The sequence below is a fragment of the Variovorax multivorans genome (assembly GCF_051216835.1).
Taxonomy (GTDB): domain Bacteria; phylum Pseudomonadota; class Gammaproteobacteria; order Burkholderiales; family Burkholderiaceae_C; genus Variovorax.
In genome coordinates, this window is sequence record NZ_JBPJZL010000005.1 from 338731 (window position 1) to 363837 (window position 25107).

Annotated in this window: 5 protein-coding genes; 1 reads left to right on the forward strand and 4 read right to left on the reverse strand. The window is 67.0% G+C overall.

Annotated features, from left to right (window positions below; all coding sequences use genetic code 11):
* The first annotated feature begins 36 nt into the window (after nucleotides 1–36).
* Entirely contained in the window at nucleotides 37–2346 is a 2310-nt protein-coding gene (locus tag ACSFCA_RS15000) for a TonB-dependent siderophore receptor (RefSeq protein ID WP_435460018.1), read from the forward strand.
* Nucleotides 2347–2394: 48 nt separating this feature from the next.
* Here ACSFCA_RS15000 and ACSFCA_RS15005 read toward each other — a convergent pair whose 3' ends face one another.
* Genes ACSFCA_RS15005 through ACSFCA_RS15020 form a run of 4 tightly spaced genes read right to left on the reverse strand, consistent with a single transcriptional unit; the run spans nucleotide 2395 to nucleotide 25102 of the window.
* Entirely contained in the window at nucleotides 2395–6429 is a 4035-nt protein-coding gene (locus ACSFCA_RS15005; RefSeq protein ID WP_435460019.1) for an amino acid adenylation domain-containing protein, read from the reverse strand.
* A 19-nt stretch (nucleotides 6430–6448) separates the two neighbouring features.
* Nucleotides 6449–9634 carry a non-ribosomal peptide synthetase gene (locus tag ACSFCA_RS15010; RefSeq protein WP_435460020.1) on the reverse strand — a complete coding sequence of 1062 codons (3186 nt, stop codon included), beginning with the start codon at nucleotides 9632–9634 and terminating at the stop codon, nucleotides 6449–6451.
* Nucleotides 9635–9638: 4 nt separating this feature from the next.
* Nucleotides 9639–18614 (reverse strand): amino acid adenylation domain-containing protein, encoded by an 8976-nt coding sequence (locus ACSFCA_RS15015; RefSeq protein WP_435460021.1) that lies wholly within the window; start codon nucleotides 18612–18614, stop codon nucleotides 9639–9641.
* A complete protein-coding gene (locus tag ACSFCA_RS15020) occupies nucleotides 18614–25102 on the reverse strand; it encodes an amino acid adenylation domain-containing protein (protein ID WP_435460022.1) in 6489 nt (2162 codons plus the stop codon). Before ACSFCA_RS15020 ends, ACSFCA_RS15015 begins: the two co-directional genes overlap by 1 nt.
* Nucleotides 25103–25107: the final 5 nt, after the last annotated feature.

Genomic DNA, 25107 nt, shown 5'->3' on the forward strand with positions numbered 1-25107 from the left:
GCGGCGTTCGGTTCCGTTCTCACCGTCTGGGCCCCCATGGCTTCAGCGCAAGCGCAGGCTTCCGGCCAGGCCGCGACGCAGGTGTTCGACGTGAAAGTGCCGTCGCAGGCGCTCGGCGCAGCGCTCAACGAGCTCTCGCGCCAGACCAGCGTGCAGGTGTTTGCTGCCGGCGAAGTGGTCGCGGGCACGAACTCGCGCGCCGTGCAAGGCAAGCTCACGGTCGACCAGGCCCTGGGCCAGATGCTCGCCGGCACCTCGCTCGAAGCGACGCGCGCCGCCAACGGCAGCTTCACGATCCGCCGCACCGCCGACCTTGCCAGCTCCCAGGGCACGCTGCCCGCGGTGCAGGTGGTGGCCAACGCCGACGAATCGCCCACCGGCCCGGTCACCGGCTACGTGGCCCGCCGCAGCAGCACGGCCACCAAGACCGACACGCCGGTGCTCGAGGTGCCGCAATCGATCTCCATCATCGGCCGCAATGAAATGGAGGCACGCGGCGCGCAGGACGTCATGGAGGCCATTCGCTACACGCCTGGCGTCACGACGAGCACGTACGGCCCCGACAACCGCGGCTGGGAATACATCCTGCTGCGGGGCTTCAGCACTTCCGCCAACGGCGTCTATCGGGATGGGCTCGCCCAGCCGGCGTTCGGCCCCACCTACTACCTGAGCGAACCGTATGGGCTGGAGCGCGTGGAGGTATTGCGCGGCCCGTCGTCGATGGTGTTCGGCCAGGGCGACGCAGGCGGCATCGTCAACCGCGTGAGCAAGGAGCCGACCGGGGAGAAGAGCCGCGAAATCGAACTCCAGTACGGCAGCTACCAACGCAAGCAACTGGCATTCGACCTCGGCGACAAGATCGGCAACAACACCGACCTGAGCTATCGCCTGGTTGGCGTAGGCCTGGACAGCAACGACCAGGACAGATACCCCGACGGCCACAAGCTGAACCACACGCGCACCTACATCGCGCCTTCCGTGCGCTGGCAGCCCAATGCAACGACCTCGTTGACCGTCTTTGCGGAATACCTCAAGAACAACACGGCTGAAGACCCGTACTACCTCACCCAGAACTACGTTCTCTACCCCGTGAAGGTGGGCGACTACAGCTTCGGCCAGCTCAAGCAGAAGCAGGCCGCCATCGGCTACCGCTTCGAAACGGCCCTGAACGACACCTGGACCCTCCGCCAGAACTTCCGCTACAGCAGGATCGACTTGAACCGGCGGGCAGTCTGGGCCGGCTCGCTCGGCGATGACCAGCGCACGCTCTCCCGCGTTGCCAGAAGCTGGAACGACCCCGTGAACCTGGCAACGCTCGACACCAACGTGCAGGGCAAGCTGCAGTACGGCTCTGTCCAGCACACGGTGCTGCTCGGTTTCGACTACACCGACCAGAACGGCAAGCAGCGGCGTTTCCGCGGCGCGGCACCAGACCTCGACGTGCTCGCACCCGTCTACGGCCAGGCCGTGGCGATGCCCACCATCCCGGTGACCGATCTGTCGCAGTCGACACGCCAGATCGGCATCTACGCCCAGGACCAGATCAAGTTCGGCGACAAATGGGTCTTTACCGTCGGTGGCCGCCAGGATCAGGTACGCCAGAGCACCAGCAACTACCTGAGCGAGACCTTCACCCGGAAATCGGACAGTGCGTTCAGCGGCCGGGCAGGCCTTACCTACCTGCTCGGCAACGGCTGGGCGCCCTACATGAGCTACACCACGTCCTTCCTGCCCAACAGCGGCGTCGACGCGAACAACCAGCCCTTCGATCCCAGCCGCGGCAAGCAGGTCGAGGTCGGCGTCAAGTTCCAGCCCGAAGGCACGCGCACCCTGTTCACCGCCGCGGCTTTCGACCTGCGCAAGACAAACGTGGTCACCTACGACCCGGCGACCTCCGAGGGGCGCCAGATCGGCAAGCAGCGCTCGCGCGGCATCGAGCTGGAGGCCAAGGGCGAGCTCGCACCGGGCCTGAACATCGCGGCCGCCTACACCTGGCTGGACATGAAAGTGCTCGCCAGCGCCGATCCGGACGAAGTCGGCAAGATCCCGCCGCTCGTGCCCAAGCAGTCCGCCTCGGTGTGGCTCGACTACACCCTGGGCAACGGCCTGGGCTTCGGCGGCGGCGTGCGCTACATCGGCAAGCGCCAGAACGACGAGTACAACACCACGTTCGAACGCGGCGTGACGCTCGTCGATGCGGCCGTGCACTACGAAACCGGTCCGTGGCGCTTCGCGCTCAACGTCTCCAACCTGGCGAACAAGAAGTACAACTCGATCTGCTACCACGGCGAGTGCTACCAGGGCACCCTCCGCACGGCGACCCTGACTGCCCGGTACAAGTTCTGATCTGTCCATCCCCCGCATGAATGCGGGGGGCAGGCCATCCATCAGCGATCAGCGCGTGCTTGCTGTTTCCCTGTTTTGCGCATCGCACATGGCTGCATGCAGATGGCTCAACATCGCAGCGTGGCGCACGATGCCCTGATGGTCGGCATCCACTTCGACTGAAGCACGCGCTTCGCCGTCGAACTGCGACAGGAGCGCGGTCTTCTCCGCAACCGCTCTCCCCTTCTTCCACCAGAAATGCGGCGCCACGTTCAAGCGCGGGAATGCGGTGATCTTTTCCGTGATCGCGTTCATGCGCCGGGTTGCAACGATCCCCTGGACGATGTCGGCCGTCTTCATGCTCATGCCGGCCGCGGCCACGATTTCTTCGACAGCGTCGCGCACGGCATCGTCCGATGCTGAGCGGATCGGTTCGAACCTGTCGAGCATCGCGTTGACGGCTTCGCGGCCCATGCTGCCGTTCGCGGTGTCCAGAACGAAATCGCGGAAGTCCTGGTACCAGCCGTTCGGATCGAAGCTCTCGTCCAGCAGGAAACTGTCGACCATGCCGAGGAAGGCGACCTCCACGCCCTCCTGCTCCAGCAGGCTGGCGACATGCACCGCAACAACCGCCCCCAGTGACCAGCCGACGATGCCAACGGCACCTTGCGGCCGCGTCTTGCGGATGAGATCGACGTAGTACCGGGCCATCTGCCCGATGGACTCCAGTCCGGTGATGTCGTCCGTGTAGCTCAGGCCGTAGACGGCACGCGAGTCTTCCAGGTAGCGCGCCATCGGCCGATAGTCGACCGGGTGTCGCAGCCCGGGCGGCACGCAGAAGAGTGGCATTGCTTCTGCCGGCCCGGCATACGCGTTCAGCAACTGGACGGGCTGCGGAGTCGCTCCGATCTCCAGTTGTGCAACCAGCCTGGCGATCGTCTGTTTCTGAAGCAGGTCCTGCAGGGAGATCTTCACGCCCAGCGCACGGGACTTGTTGATCCTGGCCAGCAGCCTGAGCGCGACGAGGGAATCACCACCGAGCTCGAAGAAGTTGTCGTGACGCCCCACGTGCGGCACACCCAGCACCTGCCCCCAGATCGCGGCCAGCGCGCCCTCCACCAGCCCCTGTGGCTCTTCGCCTGCCCGGGCCTCCCCGAACTCCGGCGCCGGCAACGCCTTGCGGTCGACCTTGCCATTGGCGTTCAGCGGCAATGTATCCAGCACCACCAGCGCCGCCGGCACCATGTAGTCAGGCAGCGCCGCGGCAAGACGTTCACGCAACACGGCTGTCTCGATGGCCTGCCCGGCGTGGGCGGAGACATAGCCCACCAGCCTGGCTCCGCTTGCGGCATCTCGTGCCACCACCACCGCTTCGCGCACTTCGGGCTGCGCCAAGAGTTGCGCCTCGATCTCGCCGAGCTCGATGCGGAAGCCCCGCACCTTCACCTGGTGGTCGATGCGCCCCAGGTACTCCAGTTGGCCTTCCGCATTCCAACGCACGAGGTCGCCTGTGCGGTACAGCCGGGCCCCATCTTCCGTCGCGATAAAGCGCTCTGCAGTAAGGCCCGCCCTGTTGAGATAGCCGCGTGCAAGGTTGACCCCGCCCAGGTACAACTCTCCCGCCGCTCCTGCAGCTACCTGGTTGAGTTCCGCATCCAGCACATACGCCTGGGTGTCGCTGATGGGTCGTCCGATCGGCACCTGGCTGCGCCCGTCGTCCCGGCAGGTCCAGTGCGTCACGTCGATGGCTGCCTCGGTCGGACCGTAGAGATTGCACAGCACTGCCTGCGGCAGCCGCCTGAACACTTCGTTCTGTGCTTCGGCCGACAGGGCCTCGCCACTGCACACAATGCGCCGCAGACTGGTGCAGGCCTCGATGCCCTCGTGGGCCAGAAAGGCCTGCAGCATCGAGGGCACGAAGTGCAGGATCGTGACCCGGTGCTGCCCGATCAAGGTTCGCAAACGTGCCGGGTCGCGGTGGTCGCCCGGAAGAGCAACCGCCAGGCGGGCGCCGAACATCAAGGGCCAGAGAAACTCCCACACCGACACGTCGAAGCTGAAGGGAGTCTTCTGCAGCACGGTGTCGTTGGCGCCGAGTGCATAGGCTTGCTGCATCCAGGCAAGGCGGTTGTACAAGGCGCCATGACGGTTGGCGGCGCCCTTCGGCTTGCCGGTGGAGCCCGAGGTGTAGATGACGTAGGCGAGGTTCTCGCCGTTCAACGCAATCTGCGGATCGGCCCCGGATTCAGCACGAACGTCCAGCGCGTCTAACGACAGCACCTGCACAGCCTCGGCGCCCGGCACGGTGAGATGGCTCTGCGTCAACACCAGTCCGATGCCGCTGTCGGCCACCATGTAGGCCAGCCGCTCCGCCGGGTAGTCCGGGTCCAGCGGCACATACGCACCGCCTGCCTTCAGGATCGCCAGGATTCCCACCACCATCTCGATGGAGCGCTCCACCGCGATGCCCACCTTCGCCTCGGGCCTTACGCCAAGGCCGATCAGATGATGTGCGAGGCGGTTCGCCCTCGCGTTGAGCTGCGCGTAGCTCAGCGTCTCTTCGCCGAAGCTCAGGGCCGGCGCATCCGGGGTTCGTTGAACTTGCCGTTCGATCAGCCGATGCACCGGCGTCGCATTTTCATGGCGCTGCGTGTTCACACTCCACGCCACGAGTTGCGCGCGCTCCGCCGCGCTGCAAAGATCGACGCCCGAAAAGGCCTGCCCCGGATCGACCGTCAACGCCTCGAGCAGGCGCACGTACCAGCCTGCCAGCCGCGCCACGGTCGCCTCGCCGAAAAGGCCCGTGTTGTATTCGATCTGCGCGTGCGCCCGCGTCGGTTCGATGAAGAAATCCAGTGACAGGTCGAACTTGGCGCTCGCATTGCGGGCACCGATCTCCTCCGTGCGCGCATCGCCGAACGCGAGGCCGGCAGCGCTGTCGCCCATCTGCACGCCGAACATCACCTGGAACAACGGGTTGCGCGACGCGTCGCGCCTCACGTTGCGGCTGGCCAGCAGCGCCTTGAGCAGAAGGTCCGCATGCTCCAGTGCGGACAACGAATCGCGTCGTACCCGTCGGCAGATTTCGAGCAACGTGGCGCGCGGCTCGAGCCGCGCCCGGAACACCTGGGTCGTGATGAAAAACCCGACCAGATCGCGTACCTCGTCGCGATGGCGACCGGCATTGGCCACGCCGACGGCAAAGTCGTTCTGGCCGCTGTACCAGCCCAGCAGCATCTGCCAGGTCGCGAGCAGGACAACGAAGGGCGTGCACTTTTCCGTGCGGCAGAACTTCTGCAACGCCACTGCCAGTGCGGGCTCCAGCTCGAAGCGATGCACGGCGCCGTTGAAGGTCTGCCGCGAGGAACGAACCCCGTCCAGTGGCAGTTCCAGCGGCGGCACATCGGCACCCAGGTGGGTATTCCAGTAGTTCAGCTGCGTCGCCAGGGCCTCACCCTGCAAGCGTTCCCGCTGCCACAGTGCGTAGTCGGCATACTGAACCGGCAAGGCCGGCAACCGAACGGCCGCGCCCGCGGCCAATGCCAGGCGGTAGGCCGAGGCAAGATCCGCCGCGAGGATCGGGTTGGACCAGGCATCCGACACGATGTGATGCAGGCAGACCGTCAGCACGTGCTCTTCGTCCGACAGCCGGATCAGCCTCGCCACCAGCGCGGGCGCGGCGCCCAGGTCGAACACGTGCAGGGCCATCTCGCTCGTCAGCGCATCGACACGCGCCTGTCGCACGGCCCCGGACTCCAGCGACAGGTCGAACCGCTCCAGCACGAACGTCACGTCTTGCGCCATCTGCTGCATGGGAACGCCGTCTTTCTCGAAGAAGCGGGTCCGCAGGATGCCGTGGCGATCGATCACGGCCTGGAACGCCCGCTCGAGCGCATCCGCATCCAGCGGGCCCTGCAGGCGGAGCATCCTCGGCAGGTTGTAGGCCGTCAGCCCCGGCTCCAGGCGCTGCAGGAACCAGAGCTGCTCCTGCGCATGGGACAACGGCACCTCGTCGCCGTTCGACACGCGGCGGCGGATTTCGTCGTCTTCCTCCGCCCACTCGTCTGCTGCCGAAATTCGCTGCGCCGCATGGGTGCTGTTCATCACTGTTCCATCTTGCATATCAAACTGATCCTGAGTCCTTGAGGCGAGCTTGCTCGTGCGTGTGCGCCAGCAGCTCCATCCGCTCGACGTCCGCCCCCTCCAGCGCGCGAAGCGCCGCCGCAAGCGTGGCGACGGTGGGATGGTCGAACACCAGCCCCGGCGCGATATCGAGTCGCAGCAGCTTGCGGATGCGCGCCACCAGCTTGATCACGAGCAGCGAGTGTCCGCCCAGTTCGAAGAAGTCGTCTTCCACGCCGATGACGTCGCGCTGAACGAGGCTGGCCATGCACTGCGCCAGCACCGATTCGAGCGCGTCGCGCGGGGCCGTTGCCACCGGCTTCCGGTCATCGACCCTTGCTGCGGACAGCAACGACTGGCGGTCGATTTTTCCGTTCGGCAGCCGCGCGAACTCCGCAACGAAGGTGCAGCGTGCGGGCACCATGTGCGCGGGCAGCAGCATGCCCAGCCGCCCGGTCAGCGCCGAACGGTCGGCTTCCGATGCGAGCACTTCGTCTGCCACGACGAAGGCACGGAGTTCGGCGTCGCCTCCGCCGGCCGGCACCGCCAGCACCACGGCCTGTCGTACGCCGGGTTGCGACAGCAACACCGCCTCCACCTCGGCCGGCTCGACGCGAAAGCCCCGGATCTTTACTTGATCGTCAGCCCGCCCTGCCAGGCGAATGCCACCCTCGGGCAGCACGCAAGCCAGGTCGCCCGTGCGGTAGAGCTTTTGCCCGGGCTGGAATGGATCGGCCACGAAAGCGCCTTCCACTTCCCGGTTCAGATAGCCGCGGCACAGCTGCGCACCACCGACATACACCGCCCCCAGCGCACCGCTCGGCACCACGCGCAAGGCCTCGTCCAGTACATGGATGCGGTTGTTCGCCAGCACGCGCGACAGCGGCAGCACCGAAGACGCGGCGCCTTCTGCCGGCACACGATGCACCATCACACCCACCGTCGTTTCCGTGGGGCCGTAGTGGTTGTAGACCACGGTCTGCGGTGCAAGCCGGGCGATGCGCTCGATGAGCGAGCGCGGTGCGGCCTCGCCGCCCAGCACCAGCGTGCCGGGCAGCTTCGGTGCATCGTCCTCGAGCAAGGCCTCCAGGTGGGAAGGCACCATCTTGAGTGCGTCGATCCGGCGTTCGCGCATGAAGCCCGCGAAAGCGCGCGCATCCTTCACGTCGCCTGGGCCCGCCACGACGAGGCACGCGCCGTTGTGGAACGCACCGAAGAGCGCCGTGTTGCCCAGGTCCGCGACGACTGAACTGGTGAGCGCCCAGCGACGGCAGCGGCCCAGTTCCATGGCCGACGACACCGCGGCCACGTAGTTGAGCAACTGCCCCTGCTCGATGACCACGCCCTTGGGCGTTCCCGTCGAACCCGAGGTGTAGAGCACATAGGCCAGGTCCCGCATTGCAGGCTGGTGTGCCGGCGCGTTGTCGGCAAAGCCGTCGAGGTCCATGTCACCCAGCGATGCCTGTCGCCACGGCGCATCGCCGGGCGAAGCCGACCCGGTGGCATGGAGCACGAGCGACGGCACGGCGTCTTCCAGCACGGCCTGGCGGCGTGCAGCGGGCCATTCGGGGTCCAGCGGCAGGTAGCCCGCCCCGATGCGCCAGCTCGCGAACATCGCCACCAGCAAGTCGGCCGACCGCGCAAGGTTGAGCGCCACCAGCGTTCCTGCCGTGGCGCCCCGGGCTTGCAGCCAGTGCGCCATCCGGTTGATTCGCGCATCGAATTCGCGATAACTCAGAAGCACATCGCCTGCCTCCAGCGCGGGCGCGTCCGGCGTCGTCCGCGCCCAGCCGGCGACCTGTTCGGCCAGCGTGAGGGTTCCGAAATCCGCCTCCTCGCCACGGGCTGCGAGCAACAGCAATTCGCGCTCGCGCGAACCGACCAGCGCCAGACTGCCAACCGGCGCGCGAGGCTGCGCCACGGCATCTTCAAGCAAGGTGCCGTACTGCCACAGCAACCGCTCCACGGCCTGCGGTGAATAGCGCGATGCGTCCGCATGCACGGACAGCGTGAACGCCTGGCCGGCCTGGCCGACCTGCAGGGCCAGTTCAAAACAAGGCTGCGGCCCGGGCGCGGCGTCCACACACCATGCCATGGCGCCGTGCGACCGCACCGGCGCCTCGTCGAAACCGAAGCCCACGTCGAGGTGCGCGGAGATCGGCGGCGCATCGATCGCCCAGTACTCCTGCGCCTCCGTATGCGCCTCGACTGTTTTGCCCAGGCGCCCGACCCAGTCGGAGAAGCGCTCTTCAGGCGCGACGTCCACGACCACGGGCAGGATCTTCTCGAAGACGCCCACTGCTCCCTGCATCACTTCGTAGTTGCGCCGGCAATCGTTCTGCCAGCCAGCAACGAACGGCCGGTGGCTCGTCAGCCGGGCCACGAGCAGCCACCAAACGGCCTGCAGCAGCGAGTCTGTGCCGCACCCGAGCTGCCCGGCCACTTCCTGCATGCGGGCGGCGAGCGCCGCGTCAAGAGGAAGGGCGAGGCTGATGCGAGTCGGTGTGCCTTCGCACTCCCCGTCCGCCCGGGTGTTCAGGCGCGGTGCCTGCAGCATGTCGGCGCGGTCGATGTAGGCATGCCAGTAGCCACGCCCGTCGGCCGCTTCGTCGTCGCTGTCGAGCTCCTGGCGCCATTCGACGAACTGCGCGTACTGGAAGACCTCGTCCGCATCGACGACCTGCCCCGTCAGGTACGCCGTGGCAATCTGATCCAGCAAGCCCTGCAGGCTGCCCTTGTCCGCAGCGAACACGCTGGCAACCAGCAATAGCTTGTGCCGTGTTTCTCCGAGCCGGGCGACTCCGATGCGCAGCAGCGCGCCGCCCGCGACATCCAGCGGCTCTTCCGTGCACACGGCGATCCAGTCGGCCAATGCGGTCGCACTGTCGTCGTTACCGCGAAGGTCGATTTTTTTCAGGCCCGGCGTGGCCGCCGCATCGAGTGCCTGTTGCCGCAGGCCCCGGAAGCCAGGCACCTGCAACACAGCCGAGCGCAGGGCCACATGGGCCTGCACCACCGACTGCACCGCTGCCTGCAGGCGCGCCGCATCGAGCTCGCCGTCAAGATCGGCCAGCAACACGAGCTTGGGCGCGCCGGTCGCGGCCTGTTCCCCATGCTGGGCCCAGATGGCACGCTGCTCCGGACTGAGCGGCAAAGCGGAACTCGTGGTTTCAAGGATGGCAGCCATGGCTTCAACCCTCGGACACAACGGGTTGCTGGGCAGCGCGGTCGAACATCGCGCCCATGGCGACCACGATCTTGCGCGGCCCCTCGTACGGGTCTCGCGCGTGTGCCGCAAGCATGTTGTCGAGCATCACCACATCGCCCTGGCGCCAGTCGAAGCGCACGGCGCACGCCTCGTAGGCACGACCGACGATCGCCATCGTCTCGTCGTCGATCGGCGTGCCGTCGCCGTAGGTCACGTGCCGCGGCAGGCGATCCAGTCCACCGGCCATGACCAGCAAGTCTTCGCGCACGTCCGCCTCCAGGCAACTCACATGGTGCAACTGGATCTGGTTGAAGAAAACGCGCTCGCCCGTGACAGGGTGCGTGATCACCGCCGGGCAACGGGTGCGGGTCTGCAGGGTTTCCTCGTCCAGCCAGCGCCAGGCGGTGCCGGCCAGCGCGAGACGTGCCTCGACCTCCGCCTTGCTGTCGGTCTTGAAGAAGTCCTGCCAGCTCACGTCGAACCGGGGCACGAAGGTGCGCACGTACAACAGCTCCTTGCGCTCGAACTCCGCCACCATGTCGACCGGCAGATGGCGCAGCATCTCGCGGCAATCGACGATGGGCGTGGCGCCGCCCACGGGCGAAGGCAACTCGCAGAAGAACCACTGCTTGCGCGGCCAGCGGTCGAGGTGCGAGCTCTCGTTGTGATACAGGATCATCTGGCGCTCGGGGTACGGCGTCGAGCGATAGGTGTTGCGCCCGCCTTCCTTCTTCGGCAAATCGCCGTAGCCGCCGTAGAGCTCGGGCTCGATCACTTCTGCGAAAGCCTCGAATTCCTGCGGCGTGCGCAGGCCGAAATTGCGCAGCAGGATGCCGCCGTGCTTGCGCAGGCTGGCCTCGATGTAGTCACGCTGCTCCCGGGCCCATGCCACCGCGTCGATGTCGCTGCTCGTGGCCTCGATGACCAACGGGAAAGCCCTTTGATCCGAAAGGAAGGATGTGCGCACGGGCGAGCGCGGTGCCGACTGGGTGTCGCGGTCCTTGTCCGCGAATTTCTTGAGCTTCTGCAGTTTGCCCAGCGCAGGCGAAGTAGATGACATGGTTTTTCTTTCCGGGTTGGATTGAATGACGAAACTCTCCAGCACGCCGTTGGGTGTCGCGACGACCTGCTGCAGGAGATCGCGCCACGCGGCGGATGCGCGTTCGATGGTTTCGCGCAAATACAGGCTGGAGGCAAAGGTCCACTCGGCTCGCAGGCCGCTTTCGTTCTCGCTCACGAAGACCGCGAGGTCGAACTTCGATGTCGTTCCGGGTTTCGCGATCGGCTCGATGACGACACCCGGGATCTCGAAGCGTTCTTCGGGCATGTTCTGCATGACGAACAGCACCTGCACCAGCGGGTTGTGCTGGCGGCTGCGGGGAGCGCCGACCAGCTCGACGATCTGGTCGAAAGGCACGTCCTGGTGTTCGAAGGCCGACAGCGTGCTCTCCTTGACCGTCGAAAGCCACTGCACGAATGGCAGTTCGGGCAAGAGCCGGGAACGCAGCGGCACGACGCTGACAAAGAAGCCGATCAGGTCTTCGAGCGCCGGATGGTCGCGCCCTGCAACGTCGGTGCCGACCACCAGGTCGTCCGACGCGGCCTGCCGGTGCAGCACGAGCAGGAAGGCCGACAGCAGCAACACATAGAGCGAGGTCTTCTGCTCCCGCGCCAGGCCCTGCAGCGCCTGCGCGAGTTCGCGCCCGATGTCGATGCCGACCGTGTCGCCCGCCACCGAAGCCACGGGGGGCCGGGTGCGATCGGGTTTGAGTGTGGAAACGGCGGGAGCGGCATCGAGGTAGTCGCGCCAGAACGCGGTGTCTTGCGCAAGGTTCTGCGCGAGCTTGCGGTGGTGCCAATCGGCGTAGTCCGTGTACTGGATCGCGAGGGGCGCAAGGGGTGAGCCGCGCCCTTCCCGCAGCGCCGCATACAGGGCCATGAAGTCCTGGATGAAGACGGCTTCCGACCAACCGTCGAACACGATGTGATGCACACACAGCAGCAGCACGTGCTCCTCGGGCTGCAAGCGCAGCACGGCAGCCGCAAAGGCCGGGCGGGTGGTCAGATCGAACGCAGTGCCCGCGTGCGCGGTAAGCGCGTCGTTCATCGCTGCTTCCCGGAACTCGCCCGACAGGTGCGAAATATCCGTCAACGGAACGACGAGCTCACTCTCTGGCGCGATGCGCGCCACAGGATCGCCGTCGTCGTTCTCGGGGAAGCAGGTCCGCAGCACTTCGTGTCGCTGCACGATGGCATCGAGCGTGGCCCGCACCAGATCGACATCGAGCGCTCCCGACAACCGCAGCGCCGCTGAAATGTTGTAGGCCGAGTGCTTGCCGGTCGACGCATCCGACAGCCGGTTCACCAGCCACAAGCGCTGTTGCGCAGGCGAGAGCCTCATGTCGGCCACGCGCTCGACCGGTTGCAGCACCGGTGCCTGGCTGGACAACGGGGCGCCATGGCTCGCCTGCCGGGCGACATTCGCGAGGTCGCGAAGCACCGGGTGCTCGAATATCTTGCGCAGCGGCAGGTCGAATCCGCCATCGACACGCGCCCTCGACGCGAGTTGCGCGGCCAGCAGGGAATGCCCGCCGAGCTCGAAGAAGCTGTCATGCCGCCCCACGCGTGCCACGCCCAGCACCTCGGCCCAGATCGCAGCCAGCTTTTGCTCCACCTCGCCTTCGGGCGCCTCGTATGCACGGTCGCTCGTGAACTCCGCCTCTGGCAGTGCCTTGCGATCGACCTTGCCGTTGCCGTTCAAAGGCAGGCGCTCGAGCACGACGATGGCGGCCGGCACCATGTAGTCGGGCAGCGCCACCGCGAGCCGGTCGCGCAGCGTGGCCGTCTCCACTGCCTGCTCCGTCTGCAATGCGATGTAGGCGACCAGGAACGCGCCACTCGCGCTTTCGCGCGCCACCACCACCGCCTCGCGCACTTCGGACTGCGCCAGCAGCTGCGCCTCGATCTCTCCCAGTTCGATGCGGAAGCCCCGCACCTTCACCTGATGGTCGATGCGACCCAGGTACTCCAGCTGCCCTTCAGCGTTCCATCGCACCAGGTCGCCCGTGCGGTACAGCCGCTGGCCGTCTTTCGCCGCAATGAAGCGCTCGGACGTCAGGCCCGCGCGCTGGAAGTAGCCGCGCGCCAGGCCGATGCCGCCCAGGAACAGCTCGCCCGGCACACCTACCGGTGCCGGGTTCAGGAATCCGTCCAGCACGTGGAGCGTCGTGGCCGCAATCGGTCCGCCGATGCGAGGCCTGCCGCGAACCTCGACCGCAGTCGACCAGATGGTCGTTTCGGTGGGGCCGTACATGTTCCAGAGCTCGACGCCGATCGCCCGCAGGTCTTGCGCAAGGTCTTCTTGCAGCGCTTCTCCGCCGCACAGGCCCTTGAAGTTCGCAAGCCGGCCGCCGTTCCATCCGGTAGCCCGCAGAAGCCGCCAGCCCGCGGGCGTGGACTGAAGCACCGTGGCGCCGCAGTCGTCCATCAGTTTCCCGAGCGCACTGCCGCTTCGCACGACATCCCTCGATGCCAGCACGAGGCGCGCGCCGCTGAGCAGCGGCAGATACAGCTCCAGGGCAGCGATGTCGAACGACAGGGAGGTGACCGCGACCAGCACATCGTCCTGCGTCATGCCCGGTGCGTCTTTCATGCTCAGCATGAAGTGGCTGAGCGACAAGTGCCGCACCATCACGCCCTTCGGTTTTCCCGTGGAGCCGGAGGTGTAGATGACGTAGGCCAGGTTCTCGCCGCCGAGCGCGATCTGCGGGTCTGCGTCGGAGCAGCCGCCGGTGTCCAGCGTGTCCAGCGCCAGCACCTGCAGCGCCTCGGCGCCCGGCACCAGGGCTCTCAGGTGGCTCTGCGTGAGCAGCAGCGCGATGCCGCTGTCGGCCACCATGTAGGCCAGCCGGTCGACCGGGTACTCCGGGTCCAGCGGCACATATGCACCGCCGGCCTTCAGGATCGCGAGGACGCCGACCACCATGTCGATGGAGCGCTCGACCGCAATCCCCACCTTCGTCTCCGGCTTCACGCCCAGGGCGATCAGATGGTGCGCGAGGCGGTTGGCCCGCGCATTGAGTTCGCCGTAGCTCAGCATCTCGTCGCCGAAGACCAGCGCCACCGCGTCGCGATGGGCCGCGACCTGACGCTCGATCAGCCGGTGCACCGGCACGTCTCCTGCATACCGCACGGTGTTTTCGCCCCACGCGGCAAGCTGGCGCTGCTCGCCATCGGACATCACCCCGAGTTCGCAGACCGGCCAGTCGGGCTGCTGTGACAGGCCCTGCACGACGGCCTCGACAGACGCAACCATCAGGTCGCACACGCGCCCGGCATCCACGGCCTCGTGAATCTGCGCGACCAGACCGAAGCCCTCGCCCAGGTCGTCCACCGACATCTCGATCGGGTAGTTGGTGCGCTCCCTGCTGCCGAGGATCTCCATGCCCTCCCAGAGCGGGCCCTTCTGCGCCGCCTTGCCCTGCTGCGCGCCGTAGCGGTAGTTCAGCAGCGCCGTGAACAGCGGCATCCGCTCCGGCAGTCCGCTGCAGCGCTGGGCCAGCGAGAGGCTGGCGTATTCGTGGTGCATCAGCTCGATCAGCGCCGCATGCGTCTGGCGCACGCATGCTTGCACGCCTTGCGTTCCCAGCCGCACGCGCACGGGCAGCGTGTTGATGAACATGCCCAGCGCCCGGTCGGCATTCGCGCCGCCCTGCATGCGGCCGAACAGCACGGTGCCGAACACCACGTCGTCCCTGCCCGTGGTCTTGCTCACCACCAGCGCCCAGGCCAGGTGGAACAGCGCCGCGGCGCTCACGCCATGTCTCTGTGCCTGCCGCCTGACCTGCAACGCGAGCCGGGCGTCCAGCGCGAGCGAGGTTTCCCGCACGCGGGTGCCATCGCCTTGCACGTCCAGCAGGCCGAACGGCGCCGTCGGCTCCTCCACATCGGAGAGCATCCGGCTGAAGAAGGCCTTGTGCTCGGCCTGGCTCACGTCCAGCCTGGCCTGCCCGACGAAGCGCCGGAACGGCACGGGTGTCGACAGCTCGGCCTTTCGCCCTTGCTGGATCAGCGCGATTTCCTCGACGACCAGCTCCAGCGTGGTGTGGTCCACCACCAGGTGATGGTTCGCCAGTTGAAGGAGCCAGCGGCCGTTGTCCGTATCGTGAGCCGCGATGGCCCTGAGCATCGGTGCCTTGCGCACGTCGATGCGGTAGCGGGCCGGGTCGACGTGCGCATCGAGCCGCGCGGCCGCGCTCGCACCAGTCGGCCCGGCATCTGCCAGCCACTGGAGCTCGAGCAACGCCTTGCGATGCACCACCTGCACCGGTTCGGGCAGGTCTTCCCACATCACGGCCGTTCGCAGGATGTCATGGCGCGCGATCACTTCGTTGAAGCTGGCGACGAAGTGCTCGAGCCTTTCGCGGCTCTCGAAACTCAGGCGGTTCAGCGTGATGTACGCGTCACCCTCGGTCTGCAGCATGTGGTGGAAGAGCATCCCCTCCTGCATCGGCACCAGCGGGTAGATGTCTTGTATGTTGGCCGCCCCGCCCGGCACCGCCGCCTCGATGCGCGCAATCTGCCGCGCATCCAGCGCCACAAGCGTCAGCATCTCCGGCTGGATCGCACTGCAATCCGCCGGAATGCCGTTGGGCGGAACAATCACTTCCCGCCGCACCGGCTCCTGCGCCAGCGCCTGTGCGAAGGCGCCGAGCCGGGGCTGCTGGAACAGCGTGCGCACCTGTGCCGTCCAGCCCTGGGCGCGCATGCGCTCCAACAGCCGCAGCGCCAGCAGCGAATGGCCACCGAGTTCGAAGAAGCTGTCCTGCCGCCCCACACGCGCCACGCCCAGCACCTCGGCCCAGATCGCGGCGAGCCTCTCTTCCACCTCGCCCTCGGGCGCTTCGTACGCCTGCTCGCTCGCGAACTCCGCGGCCGGCAGCGCCTTGCGGTCTACCTTGCCGTTGGTGTTGAGCGGCAATCCTTGCAGCACGACGATTGCCGCGGGGACCATGTAGTCGGGCAGCGCCTGGCCCAGTTGCTCCTTCAGCTGCGCAACGTCGATCGCCTGGCCGGCATGCGGCGATACGTAGCCCACCAGCCTCGTGCCGGCTGGGCCTTCGTCGGCCACCACAACCGCCTCGCGCACTTCGGGCAGCGCCAGCAGTTGCGCCTCGATCTCCCCCAGCTCGATGCGGAAGCCCCGCACCTTCACCTGATGGTCGATGCGGCCCAGGTACTCCAGCTGCCCCTCGTTGTTCCAGCGCACCAGGTCGCCCGTGCGGTACAGCCGCTCTCCGTCCGCTCCCGCGACGAAGCGTTCCGACGTCAGGCCAGCCCGGTGCAGGTAGCCGCGCGCGAGGCCGGCGCCGAAGACATGCAACTCGCCGGCCACGCCGACCGGCACCGGGTTCAGATGCGCATCGAGCACCCGCAGCCCGAGGTCCGGAATGGCAAGGCCCACCGGACTGCGCTGCCGGCCCAGGTCTGCCGCCGTGATGCGGCGGTAGGTCACATGCACCGTCGTCTCGGTGATCCCGTACATGTTGACCAGCTGCGGGCTTTCGTCTCCTTGGTGCTCGATCCACTGGCGCAGCCGCTGCGGGTCCAGGGCCTCTCCACCGAAGATCACCGCGCGCAGCGCCAGGCGCTCCTGGCCAGCCTCGTAAGCCTGCGGCAGGCTGATCAACTGGCCGAACGCCGAAGGCGTCTGGTTGAGCACCGTCACCTTCTGCGCCCGCAGCAGTTGCAGGAAGTCTTCGGGCGACCGGCTGACCCAGAACGGCACGATGACCAGCTTGCCGCCGGTGCACAGCGCGCCGAAGATTTCCCACACCGAGAAATCGAAGGCATAGGAATGGAAAAGGGTCCAGGTGTCTTGCCGGCCGAACCGGAACCAGCCGTCAGTCGCGCCGAGCAGCCGCGTCACGTTGCGATGGCTCATCTGCGCGCCCTTGGGCCTGCCGGTGGAGCCCGAGGTGTAGATCACGTAGGCGAGGTTCTCGCCGTGCAGCGCGACCTGCGGGTCGCTTGCGGGCTGTGCGTCCAGGTCCAGCGTGTCGAGCGCCAGCACGCGCAATCCCTCGGCGCCCGGCACCTGCGACTGCAGATGGCTTTGCGTCAGCAGCAGCGCAACGCCGCTGTCCTGCGCCATGTAGGCCAGCCGCTCCGCGGGGTACTCCGGGTCCATCGGAACATAAGCGCCGCCGGCCTTGAGGATGCCCAGCAGCCCTACCACCATTTCGATGGAACGCTCCACCGCGATCCCCACCTTCGTTTCCGCCTTGACGCCCAGCGCGATCAGGTGGTGCGCGAGGCGGTTGGCCCTGGCATTGAGTTCGCCGTAGCTCAGCATCTCGTCGCCGAACACCAGCGCTGCCGCTTCGGGCTGCTGCGCGGCCTGCCTTTCGATCAGCCGGTGCACCGGCGTCGCATCCGGAAAGCTTTGCGAACTGGCACCCCAGGCCGCGAGCTGCGCGCGTTCGACTTCGCTCAACAACGTCACCTCGCCCACGGCCTGTTCGGGGTGGTCCGCCAGTGCCTGCAGCACCGCCAGGTAATGGCAGGCCATGCGCTCGATGGTCGAGGCATCGAACAGCTCCGCCGCATAGCTGAACTTCGCATGCAGCCGGCCATCGGGACTCTCGTCGGTGACCAGCATCAGCTCGAACTGCGCGGCCTGGGCTCCCAGGTCGTAGGGCTCCAGCGCAAGCCCCGGCAGCCCGTTCAGTCCCGAGAAATCCGCTCGCTGATGATTGAACAGCACCTGGAACAGCGGCTGGATTCCCGGAATGCGCTCGGGCTGCAGTGCCTCGACCAATTGCTCGAATGGCAGGTCCTGATGCATCTGCGCGCCCAATGCCGCCTCGTGCGTCTGTGCCAGCACCTGCAACAGGCTGGTGCGGTTGTCCACCACGGCGCGCAGCACCTGCGTGTTGACGAAAAAGCCGACGACGCCTTCAGTCTCCACACGATGGCGATTCGCAATCGGCACGCCCACGCGAATGTCTTGCTGGCCGCTGTAGCGGCCGAGCAGCACCTGGAAGCCGGCCAGCAGCACCATGAACACAGTGCCCCCCTGGCTCCGGGCCCGCTTCTGCAGGCCTTGAACAAGCGACACGGGCAATTCGACCCGATGGGCGGCCGCGCCATACCGGGCATCGGGCCTTCGGGCGCGGTCGAGCGGCAGTTGCAGCACCGGCTGCGTCGCGCCGAGCTGCGTCTTCCAGTAGGCGAGCTGGCGCTCCTGCTCGCCGGCCTCCAGCCAGTGGCGCTGCCACACGGCGTAGTCGGCGTACTGGATCGGCATTGCCTGCAACGCCACCGCTTCGTGCTGCACGCACGCGCGGTACTGCGCCACAAACTCGTCCACGATGATCTGCAGAGACCCGCCGTCCGAGACGATGTGATGCATCACCAGCACCAGCACGTGCGTCTCAGGCGCCAGGCGGATCAGCGCCACTCTCAGCAGCGGTCCTTGCGTCAGGTCGAAGGGCGTGTTGCCGATGCGGTGCGCTGCTCCGCGGGCCATTGCCTCGCGGGCGTCAGAGTCTGTCTGGCTCAGGTCCAGCAGCGAGAAGTCGAGTTCGCCGTCTTCGCGAATCACCTGCTCGGCGAGCCCGTCGGCATCGGCGCGAAACACCGTGCGCAACGATTCATGGCGTGCCACCAATGCCTTGAAGCTCGCGCGCACCGCGTCCACATCCAGTGCGCCCGTGAGCTTGAGCGCGTCACTGATGTGATAGGCCGTGCTCTGCGGATCGAGCTGCCAAAGGAACCACTGGCGCTGCTGCGCGTAGGAGACATGGCAGCGGTCCTGCGCCGCGTTTTCGCGCGGGAGGATGGGAAACTGGTCGAGCGTCAGGCCCTTGGAGCGGATCCCTTCGTACACCACGCGGCGCTGCTCGGTCGACAACCGGGAGAAGCGCTCGGCGATGCGACGGGTTGCTGTGGTTTCCATCAAACGGTCTCCATGCTGTCGATCAGCGAATCGATTTCTGAAAGGGCCTGGACCACGGGGCTGTCCCGAAGGGCCTCGGCGATCCGGGCGGCCATGGCGGCCAGGGTCGGGTACTGGAAGACGTCGCGGATCGTGAGTTCGCTTTGCATGGCGGCATGCAGGCGCGCCACCAGCCGCGCGGAAAGCAGCGAGTGCCCGCCAAGCTCGAAGAAGTTGTCGTTGCGGCCCACGCGCTCGACACCCAGCACCTCCGCCCAGATGGCGGCGAGCCTCTCTTCGGTCTCGCCCTGTGGCGCTTCGTACGCATTGCCCACCGAGAACTCCGGCGCAGGTAGCGCCTTGCGGTCCACCTTGCCGTTCGCGTTCAGCGGCAGTGCGTCGAGCACCACCAGCACCGCGGGCACCATGTAGTCGGGCAGCGCCTCGCCGAGACGCTCGCGCAGTACGGCGCTGTCGATGTCTTGCCCCGACACATAGCCCACCAGCCGCGTACCCGCGGGGCCGCCGTTCGCAACGACCACGGCTTCGCGCACCTCCGGTTGCGCCAGCAACCCCGCTTCGATCTCGCCCAGTTCGATGCGGAAGCCCCGCACCTTCACCTGGTGGTCGATGCGGCCGAGGTACTCCAGTTGGCCCTCCGCGTTCCAGCGCACCAGGTCGCCCGTGCGGTACAACCGCTCTCCGTCTTCGGCTGCAATGAATCTTTCCGCCGTCAAGCCCTCGCGGTTCAGGTAACCGCGCGCCAATCCGGAACCCGAGACGTACAGCTCGCCCGCCACACCCAGCGGCACCGGGTTGAGCTGCCCGTCGAGCACCCGGAGCCCCAGGTCCGGGATCGCGATGCCCACCGGACTGCGCGCCTCGCCGACGTCCGCAGCGGTGATGCGCCGCCAGGTCACGTGCACCGTGGTCTCGGTGATGCCGTACATGTTGATCAGCTGCGGGCTGTCGTCGCCGTGGTGCTCGATCCACCCGCGCAGGCGCTGCGGGTCCAGCGCCTCGCCGCCGAAGATCACCGTGCGCAGCGCCAGGCCGCCTTCATGGGCCTGGGGCAGGCTGGTCAGCTGGCCGAAGGCCGAGGGTGTCTGGTTGAGCACCGTGACGCGCTCCTTGCGCAGCAGCTGCAGGAAGTCTTCGGGCGAGCGACTCACCCAGAACGGCACGACCACCAGCTTGCCGCCGGTGCACAGGGCGCCAAAGATCTCCCACACGGAGAAGTCGAAGGCGTAGGAATGGAACATCGTCCAGACGTCTTCTGGGCCGAAGCCGAACCACGCGTCGGTGGCGCTCAACAGGCGGCTCACGTTGCGGTGGCACAGCTGCGCGCCCTTGGGGCGACCGGTGGAGCCCGATGTGTAGATGACGTAGGCGAGGTTCTCGCCGTGCAGTTCGACCTGCGGGTCGTGCGACGGCTCTCCGGCCAAATCGAGCGTGTCCAGCGCCAGCACCTGCAACGCTTCGGTGTCGGGCACCTGCAGGTGGCTCTGCGTGAGCAGCAGGGCGATGCCACTGTCGCCGACCATGTAGGCCAGCCGGTCGGCCGGATATTCCGGATCCAGTGGCACGTATGCACCGCCGGCCTTCAGGATCGCCAGGATGCCCACCACCATCTCGATGGAGCGCTCCATCGCAATCCCCACCTTGGTCTCGGGCCGCACGCCCAGGGCGATCAGCCGGTGTGCGAGGCGGTTGGCTTGTGCATTGAGCTCGGCGTAGCTCAGCGTCTGCTCGCCGAAGGACAGCGCAGGCGCTTCGGGATGCGCCCGAACCTGCTTCTCGATCAGCCGATGAATCGGCTCGCCTGCTTCGGCTGACTGCTTGCGCGCGCCCCATGCGGCCAGTTGCGCATGCTCGGCTTCGCCCAGCAAGGCCACGTCGCCCATCGGCTGCTCGGGGTGATCGGCCAGGGCGGACAGCACCGCGAGGTAGTGGCCCGCCATGTGCTCGATGCTCCGTGGCTCGAACAGCTCCGCCGCGTAGCGCAGGCTCGCGCGCACACTGCCATCGGCGCTTTCCGTGGTTTCCAGCGTCAGTTCGAACTGCGCGGCCTGCGCGCCCAGATCGCACTCGGTCAGCGTGAGGCCGGGCAGGTTCTGCAGCGCCTTCAGGTCGCCACGTTGGTGATTGAACATGACCTGGAACAGCGGGCTGGTGCTCAGGCTGCGCTCGGGCTGCAACGCTTCCACCAGTTGCTCGAACGGCAGATCTTGATGGGCCTGTGCGCCGAGCGCGGCGTTCTTGGCGCGCACCAGCACCTGCGTCAGGCTCTCGCGGCCGTCCAGCACGTTGCGCAGCACCTGCGTGTTGACGAAGAAGCCGATCACGCTTTCGGTTTCGGCGCGGTGGCGGTTGGCAATCGGCACGCCCACGCGAATGTCGGGCTCGCCGGTATAGCGGCTGAGCAGTACCTGGAAGCCCGCGAGCAAACCCATGAACAGCGTCGCGCCCTGGCCCTGCAGACGCCGGTGCAGCCGCTGCACGAGGTCGCCCGGCAGTTCGAATCCATGCCGCACGGCGCTGTATCGGCCATCGGCCTTTCTTGCGTGGTCGGTGGGCAGTTGCAGCACGGGCTGCTCGGTGCCGATGTGTTGCGTCCAGTACGCCAGCTGGCGATCGCGCTCGCCGGCTTCCAGCCAGTCGCGCTGCCATGCGGCGTAGTCGGCGTACTGGATCGGCAATGGAGGCAGCGCCGCAACCGCGCCTTGCACGCGTGCGCTGTACTGCGCCACGAATTCGTCGACGATGACCTGCATCGACCAGCCGTCGGACACGATGTGATGCATCACCACGACGAGCATGTGCTCCTCGGGCGCCAGGCGGATCAGGCCTACGCGCAGCAACGGGCCTTCGCCCAGGTCGAAGGGCGTGTGGCTCAGGCGCAGGGCTTCTTCCCTGCTGCGCGCTTCGCGTTCCTGCCCGGTGTGCAGCGCCGTGAGATCGACCACGGCGATGTCCAGCGCTCCGGCGTCGCGGATCAGTTGCCGGGCCAGGCCTTGTGCGTCAGCGCGGAACACGGTGCGCAGGGACTCGTGGCGCTGTACCAACGCTTCGAAGCTCGCACGAACGGCCTCTACATCGAGCTTGCCTTCCAGCTTCAGTGCACCGCTGATGTGGTACGCGGTGCTCGAGGGATCGAGCTGCCACAGGAACCACTGACGCGTCTGCGCGTGGGAGAGTGCCAGGGTGCCGGCGCGCTGCGACGCCGTCAGCACGGGAATTGCCGGCGCTTGCGAAGCGTGATCGATCCTGATGGCATGGGCGATACGCGACAGGCTCTGGTGTTCGAAAACCTGTCGGGGATTCAGTTGCACGCCGGCCCTGGCGGCGCGCGCCGTTACCTTGAGGCTGAGGATGGAGTCGCCGCCGAGTTCGAAGAAGTTGTCATTGCGGCCCACGCGGGCGACGCCCAGCACCTCGACCCAGATGGCTGCGAGCGCTTGTTCGACTTCGCCCTCCGGTGCTTCATACGCCCTGTCGCTCGTGAACTCCGGTGCAGGCAGTGCCTTGCGGTCTACCTTGCCGTTGGCGTTCAGTGGCAGTGCATCGAGCACCACGATGACGCTGGGGACCATGTAGTCGGGCAGTGCTTCTGCGAGGCGTTCGCGCAGCGTGGCCGTGTCGATGCCTTGTCCCGAGACGTAGCCCACGAGTCGCGCTCCTGCAGGGCCTTCGTTCGCAACCACCACCGCTTCTCTGACCTCCGGCTGCGCCTGCAGACCCGCCTCGATCTCTCCCAGCTCGATGCGAAACCCCCGCACCTTCACCTGATGGTCGATGCGACCCAGGTACTCCAGCTGGCCCTCGTTGTTCCAGCGCACCAAGTCGCCCGTGCGGTACAGCCGGCTTCCGTTGGCCGCTGCGATGAAGCGTTCTGCCGTCAGCCCTGGTCGCTTCAGGTAGCCCCGCGCGAGGTTGATGCCGCCCAGGTACAGCTCGCCCGCCACGCCTGCGGGCACTTCATTCAGGCCTGCGTCCAGCACATACGCCTGCGTCTCGCTGATCGGCCGGCCGATCGGCACTTGCGTGCTGCCGTCGTCCCGGCATGTCCACTGGGTGACGTGGATCGTCGTCTCCGTCGGGCCGTACAGGTTCTGCAGCGTGGCGCCGCTCAGGCGCTGCAGCGCCTCCCTCTGCGTGGCCGCGGGCATGGCTTCGCCACCACAGATGATGTGCTTGAGCTTCGTCGTTGCTTCGATGCCCTCGTAGGCCAGGAAGGCCTGCAGCATCGAGGGCACGAAGTTCAGTGTCGTGATCTGGTGCTTCTGGATGAGTTCGACCAGGCGTACCGGATCTCGGTGATCGCCCGGGTTGGCGATGACCAGTCTTGCTCCCGAGGTCAGCGGCCAGAACATCTCCCAGACGGACACGTCGAAACCGAAGGGGGCCTTGTGCAGGACCGTGTCTGCACCTGCGAGTGTGTAGAACTCCTGCATCCAGGCCATGCAGCTGAAGAGAGCACTATGGCGGATGGCTGCGCCCTTGGGGCGGCCTGTGGAGCCTGAGGTGTAGATGACGTAGGCGAGGTGTTCGCCGTGCAGGGCGACTTGCGGGTCGGCGTCGGACTCGGCAGAGGTATCGAGGGTGTCGAGTTCCAGCACCTGCAACGCATCGGCACCCGGGACTAGCGAACGCAGGTGGCTCTGGGTCAGGAGCAGTGCGATGCCGCTGTCTTCGACCATGTAGGAAAGACGGTCGGCGGGGTACTCAGGGTCCAGGGGCACATAGGCACCGCCAGCCTTGAGCACGGCAAGGATGCCCACCATCATCTCGGTGGAGCGCTCCACGCAGATCCCCACCAGCACATCGGGGCCCACGCCCGAGGCGATCAGGCGGTGGGCAAGGCGGTTCGCACGGGCATTGAGTTCCGAATAGTTCAGGGCTTCGTCGCCGAAGATCAAGGCAGGCGCCAGCGGCTTCGACTTCGCATGCGCCTCGATCTGGCGATGCACCGGCTGTGCGCCTTCGTGGCGGCGCGCGTTCTCGCTCCATGCTGCGAGCTGTGCGCGCTCCGCCGCCCCCACCAGCGCCACATCACCCACTGCCAGCTCAGGCTGGGCAGTCAATGCCTCCAGCACCGCCACGTAGTGCCCCGCCATCCGCTCGATCGTCTCCCGGTCAAACAGCTCCGCCGCGTAGAGAAAGGTTGCATCGACCCGACCGTCTTCAAGCTCCAGCGTCTGCAGCGTCAGTTCGAACTGCGCGTCCTCCTCCTCGAAGTCCAGACGCTCCACCGATACGCCCGGCCATTCGGCCAGCGAGCGATGGTCGCGCCGCACGTGGTTGAACATCACCTGGAACAGCGGGTTGGCACTCAGGCTGCGTTCGGGCCGCAGTGCACCGACAAGTTGCTCGAACGGCAGGTCCTGATGGGTCTGCGCGCCGATGGCCGTGTCGCGTGTCTGCACCATCAACTCGGCCAGCGTTGTGCGCTCGCCGAGTTGCGAGCGCAGCACCTGCGTGTTGACGAAGAAGCCGACGACGCCCGCCGTCTCCGCGCGGTTGCGATTGGCAATCGGCACGCCGACGCGCGCATCGGTCTGCCCCGTGTGCCGGAACAGCAGCGCATTGAAGCCTGCGAGCAGCGCCATGAACAGCGTCGCGCCCTGCCCTTGGGCCTGCTGGCGCAGCCGCGCGACGGTGTCGGCCGGCAGCGCGATGGTGACGCGCGCCGAGCCGTAGCGGCCATCGGCGTTGCGCGGGCGGTCGGTGTGCAGCGATATCACCGGCTGCTCGGTACCCAGGTGATCGCGCCACCAGGCGAGCTGGCGTTCGCCCTCGCCGCCGTCGAGCCACTGGTTCTGCCAGACGGCGTAGTCGGCGTACTGCACCGTCAACGCGGGCTGCGCCGCTGGCTGCCCCTGCACGCGCGCGGCGTACTGCGCAGCCAGTTCGTCCAGCGTGAGCTGCACGGACCAGCCGTCGGACACGATGTGGTGCATCACGACCAGCAGCTGATGCGTTTGCGCGCCGGTCTTCAGCAGCACGATGCGCATCAGCGGACCGCGCGTGAGGTCGAAGGGCTCGGTGCGAATGCTGCGCACCTGCTGCTGGATGGCCGCCTCGCGTGCCTCGGCGTCGAGCGTGCTCAGGTCGATGCACGGCAGTTCAACCGTCAAGGTCTCAAGAATGACCTGCTCCGCCTCGCCGTCGCCGTCGCCTTCCTCGCGGAACACGGTGCGCAGCGACTCGTGGCGATCGACCAGCGCCTGCATGCTCGCGCGCAGGGCCTCGGTGTCCAGTTGCCCCGTGAGCACGAGGCCGCCGCTCAGGTGATAGGCGGTGCGGGCCGGGTCCAGCTTCCACAGGAACCACTGCCGGCGCTGGGCAAAAGACAGCGGCGCCCGGTCCTTCTGCGGGCGCGGGGGAATGGCACTCTCGGCCTCGCGCGTGCCGGCCACGCTTGCACCGCGCAGTCTTTCCTTCAGCCTGGCGCGTTGTTCTGCGCTCAGGCTGGCGCGGCGTACGGAGATATCCTGGATTTCGGGCATGACGG

Excerpts from the sequence above, each read along its gene's own strand:
- ACSFCA_RS15020 (WP_435460022.1), bottom strand. The coding sequence starts at position 25,102 with ATGCCCGAAATCCAGGATATCTCCGTACGCCGCGCCAGCCTGAGCGCA.
- ACSFCA_RS15000 (WP_435460018.1), top strand. The coding sequence starts at position 37 with ATGGCTTCAGCGCAAGCGCAGGCTTCCGGCCAGGCCGCGACGCAGGTG.
- ACSFCA_RS15005 (WP_435460019.1), bottom strand. The coding sequence starts at position 6,429 with ATGAACAGCACCCATGCGGCGCAGCGAATTTCGGCAGCAGACGAGTGG.
- ACSFCA_RS15015 (WP_435460021.1), bottom strand. The coding sequence starts at position 18,614 with ATGGAAACCACAGCAACCCGTCGCATCGCCGAGCGCTTCTCCCGGTTG.
- ACSFCA_RS15010 (WP_435460020.1), bottom strand. The coding sequence starts at position 9,634 with ATGGCTGCCATCCTTGAAACCACGAGTTCCGCTTTGCCGCTCAGTCCG.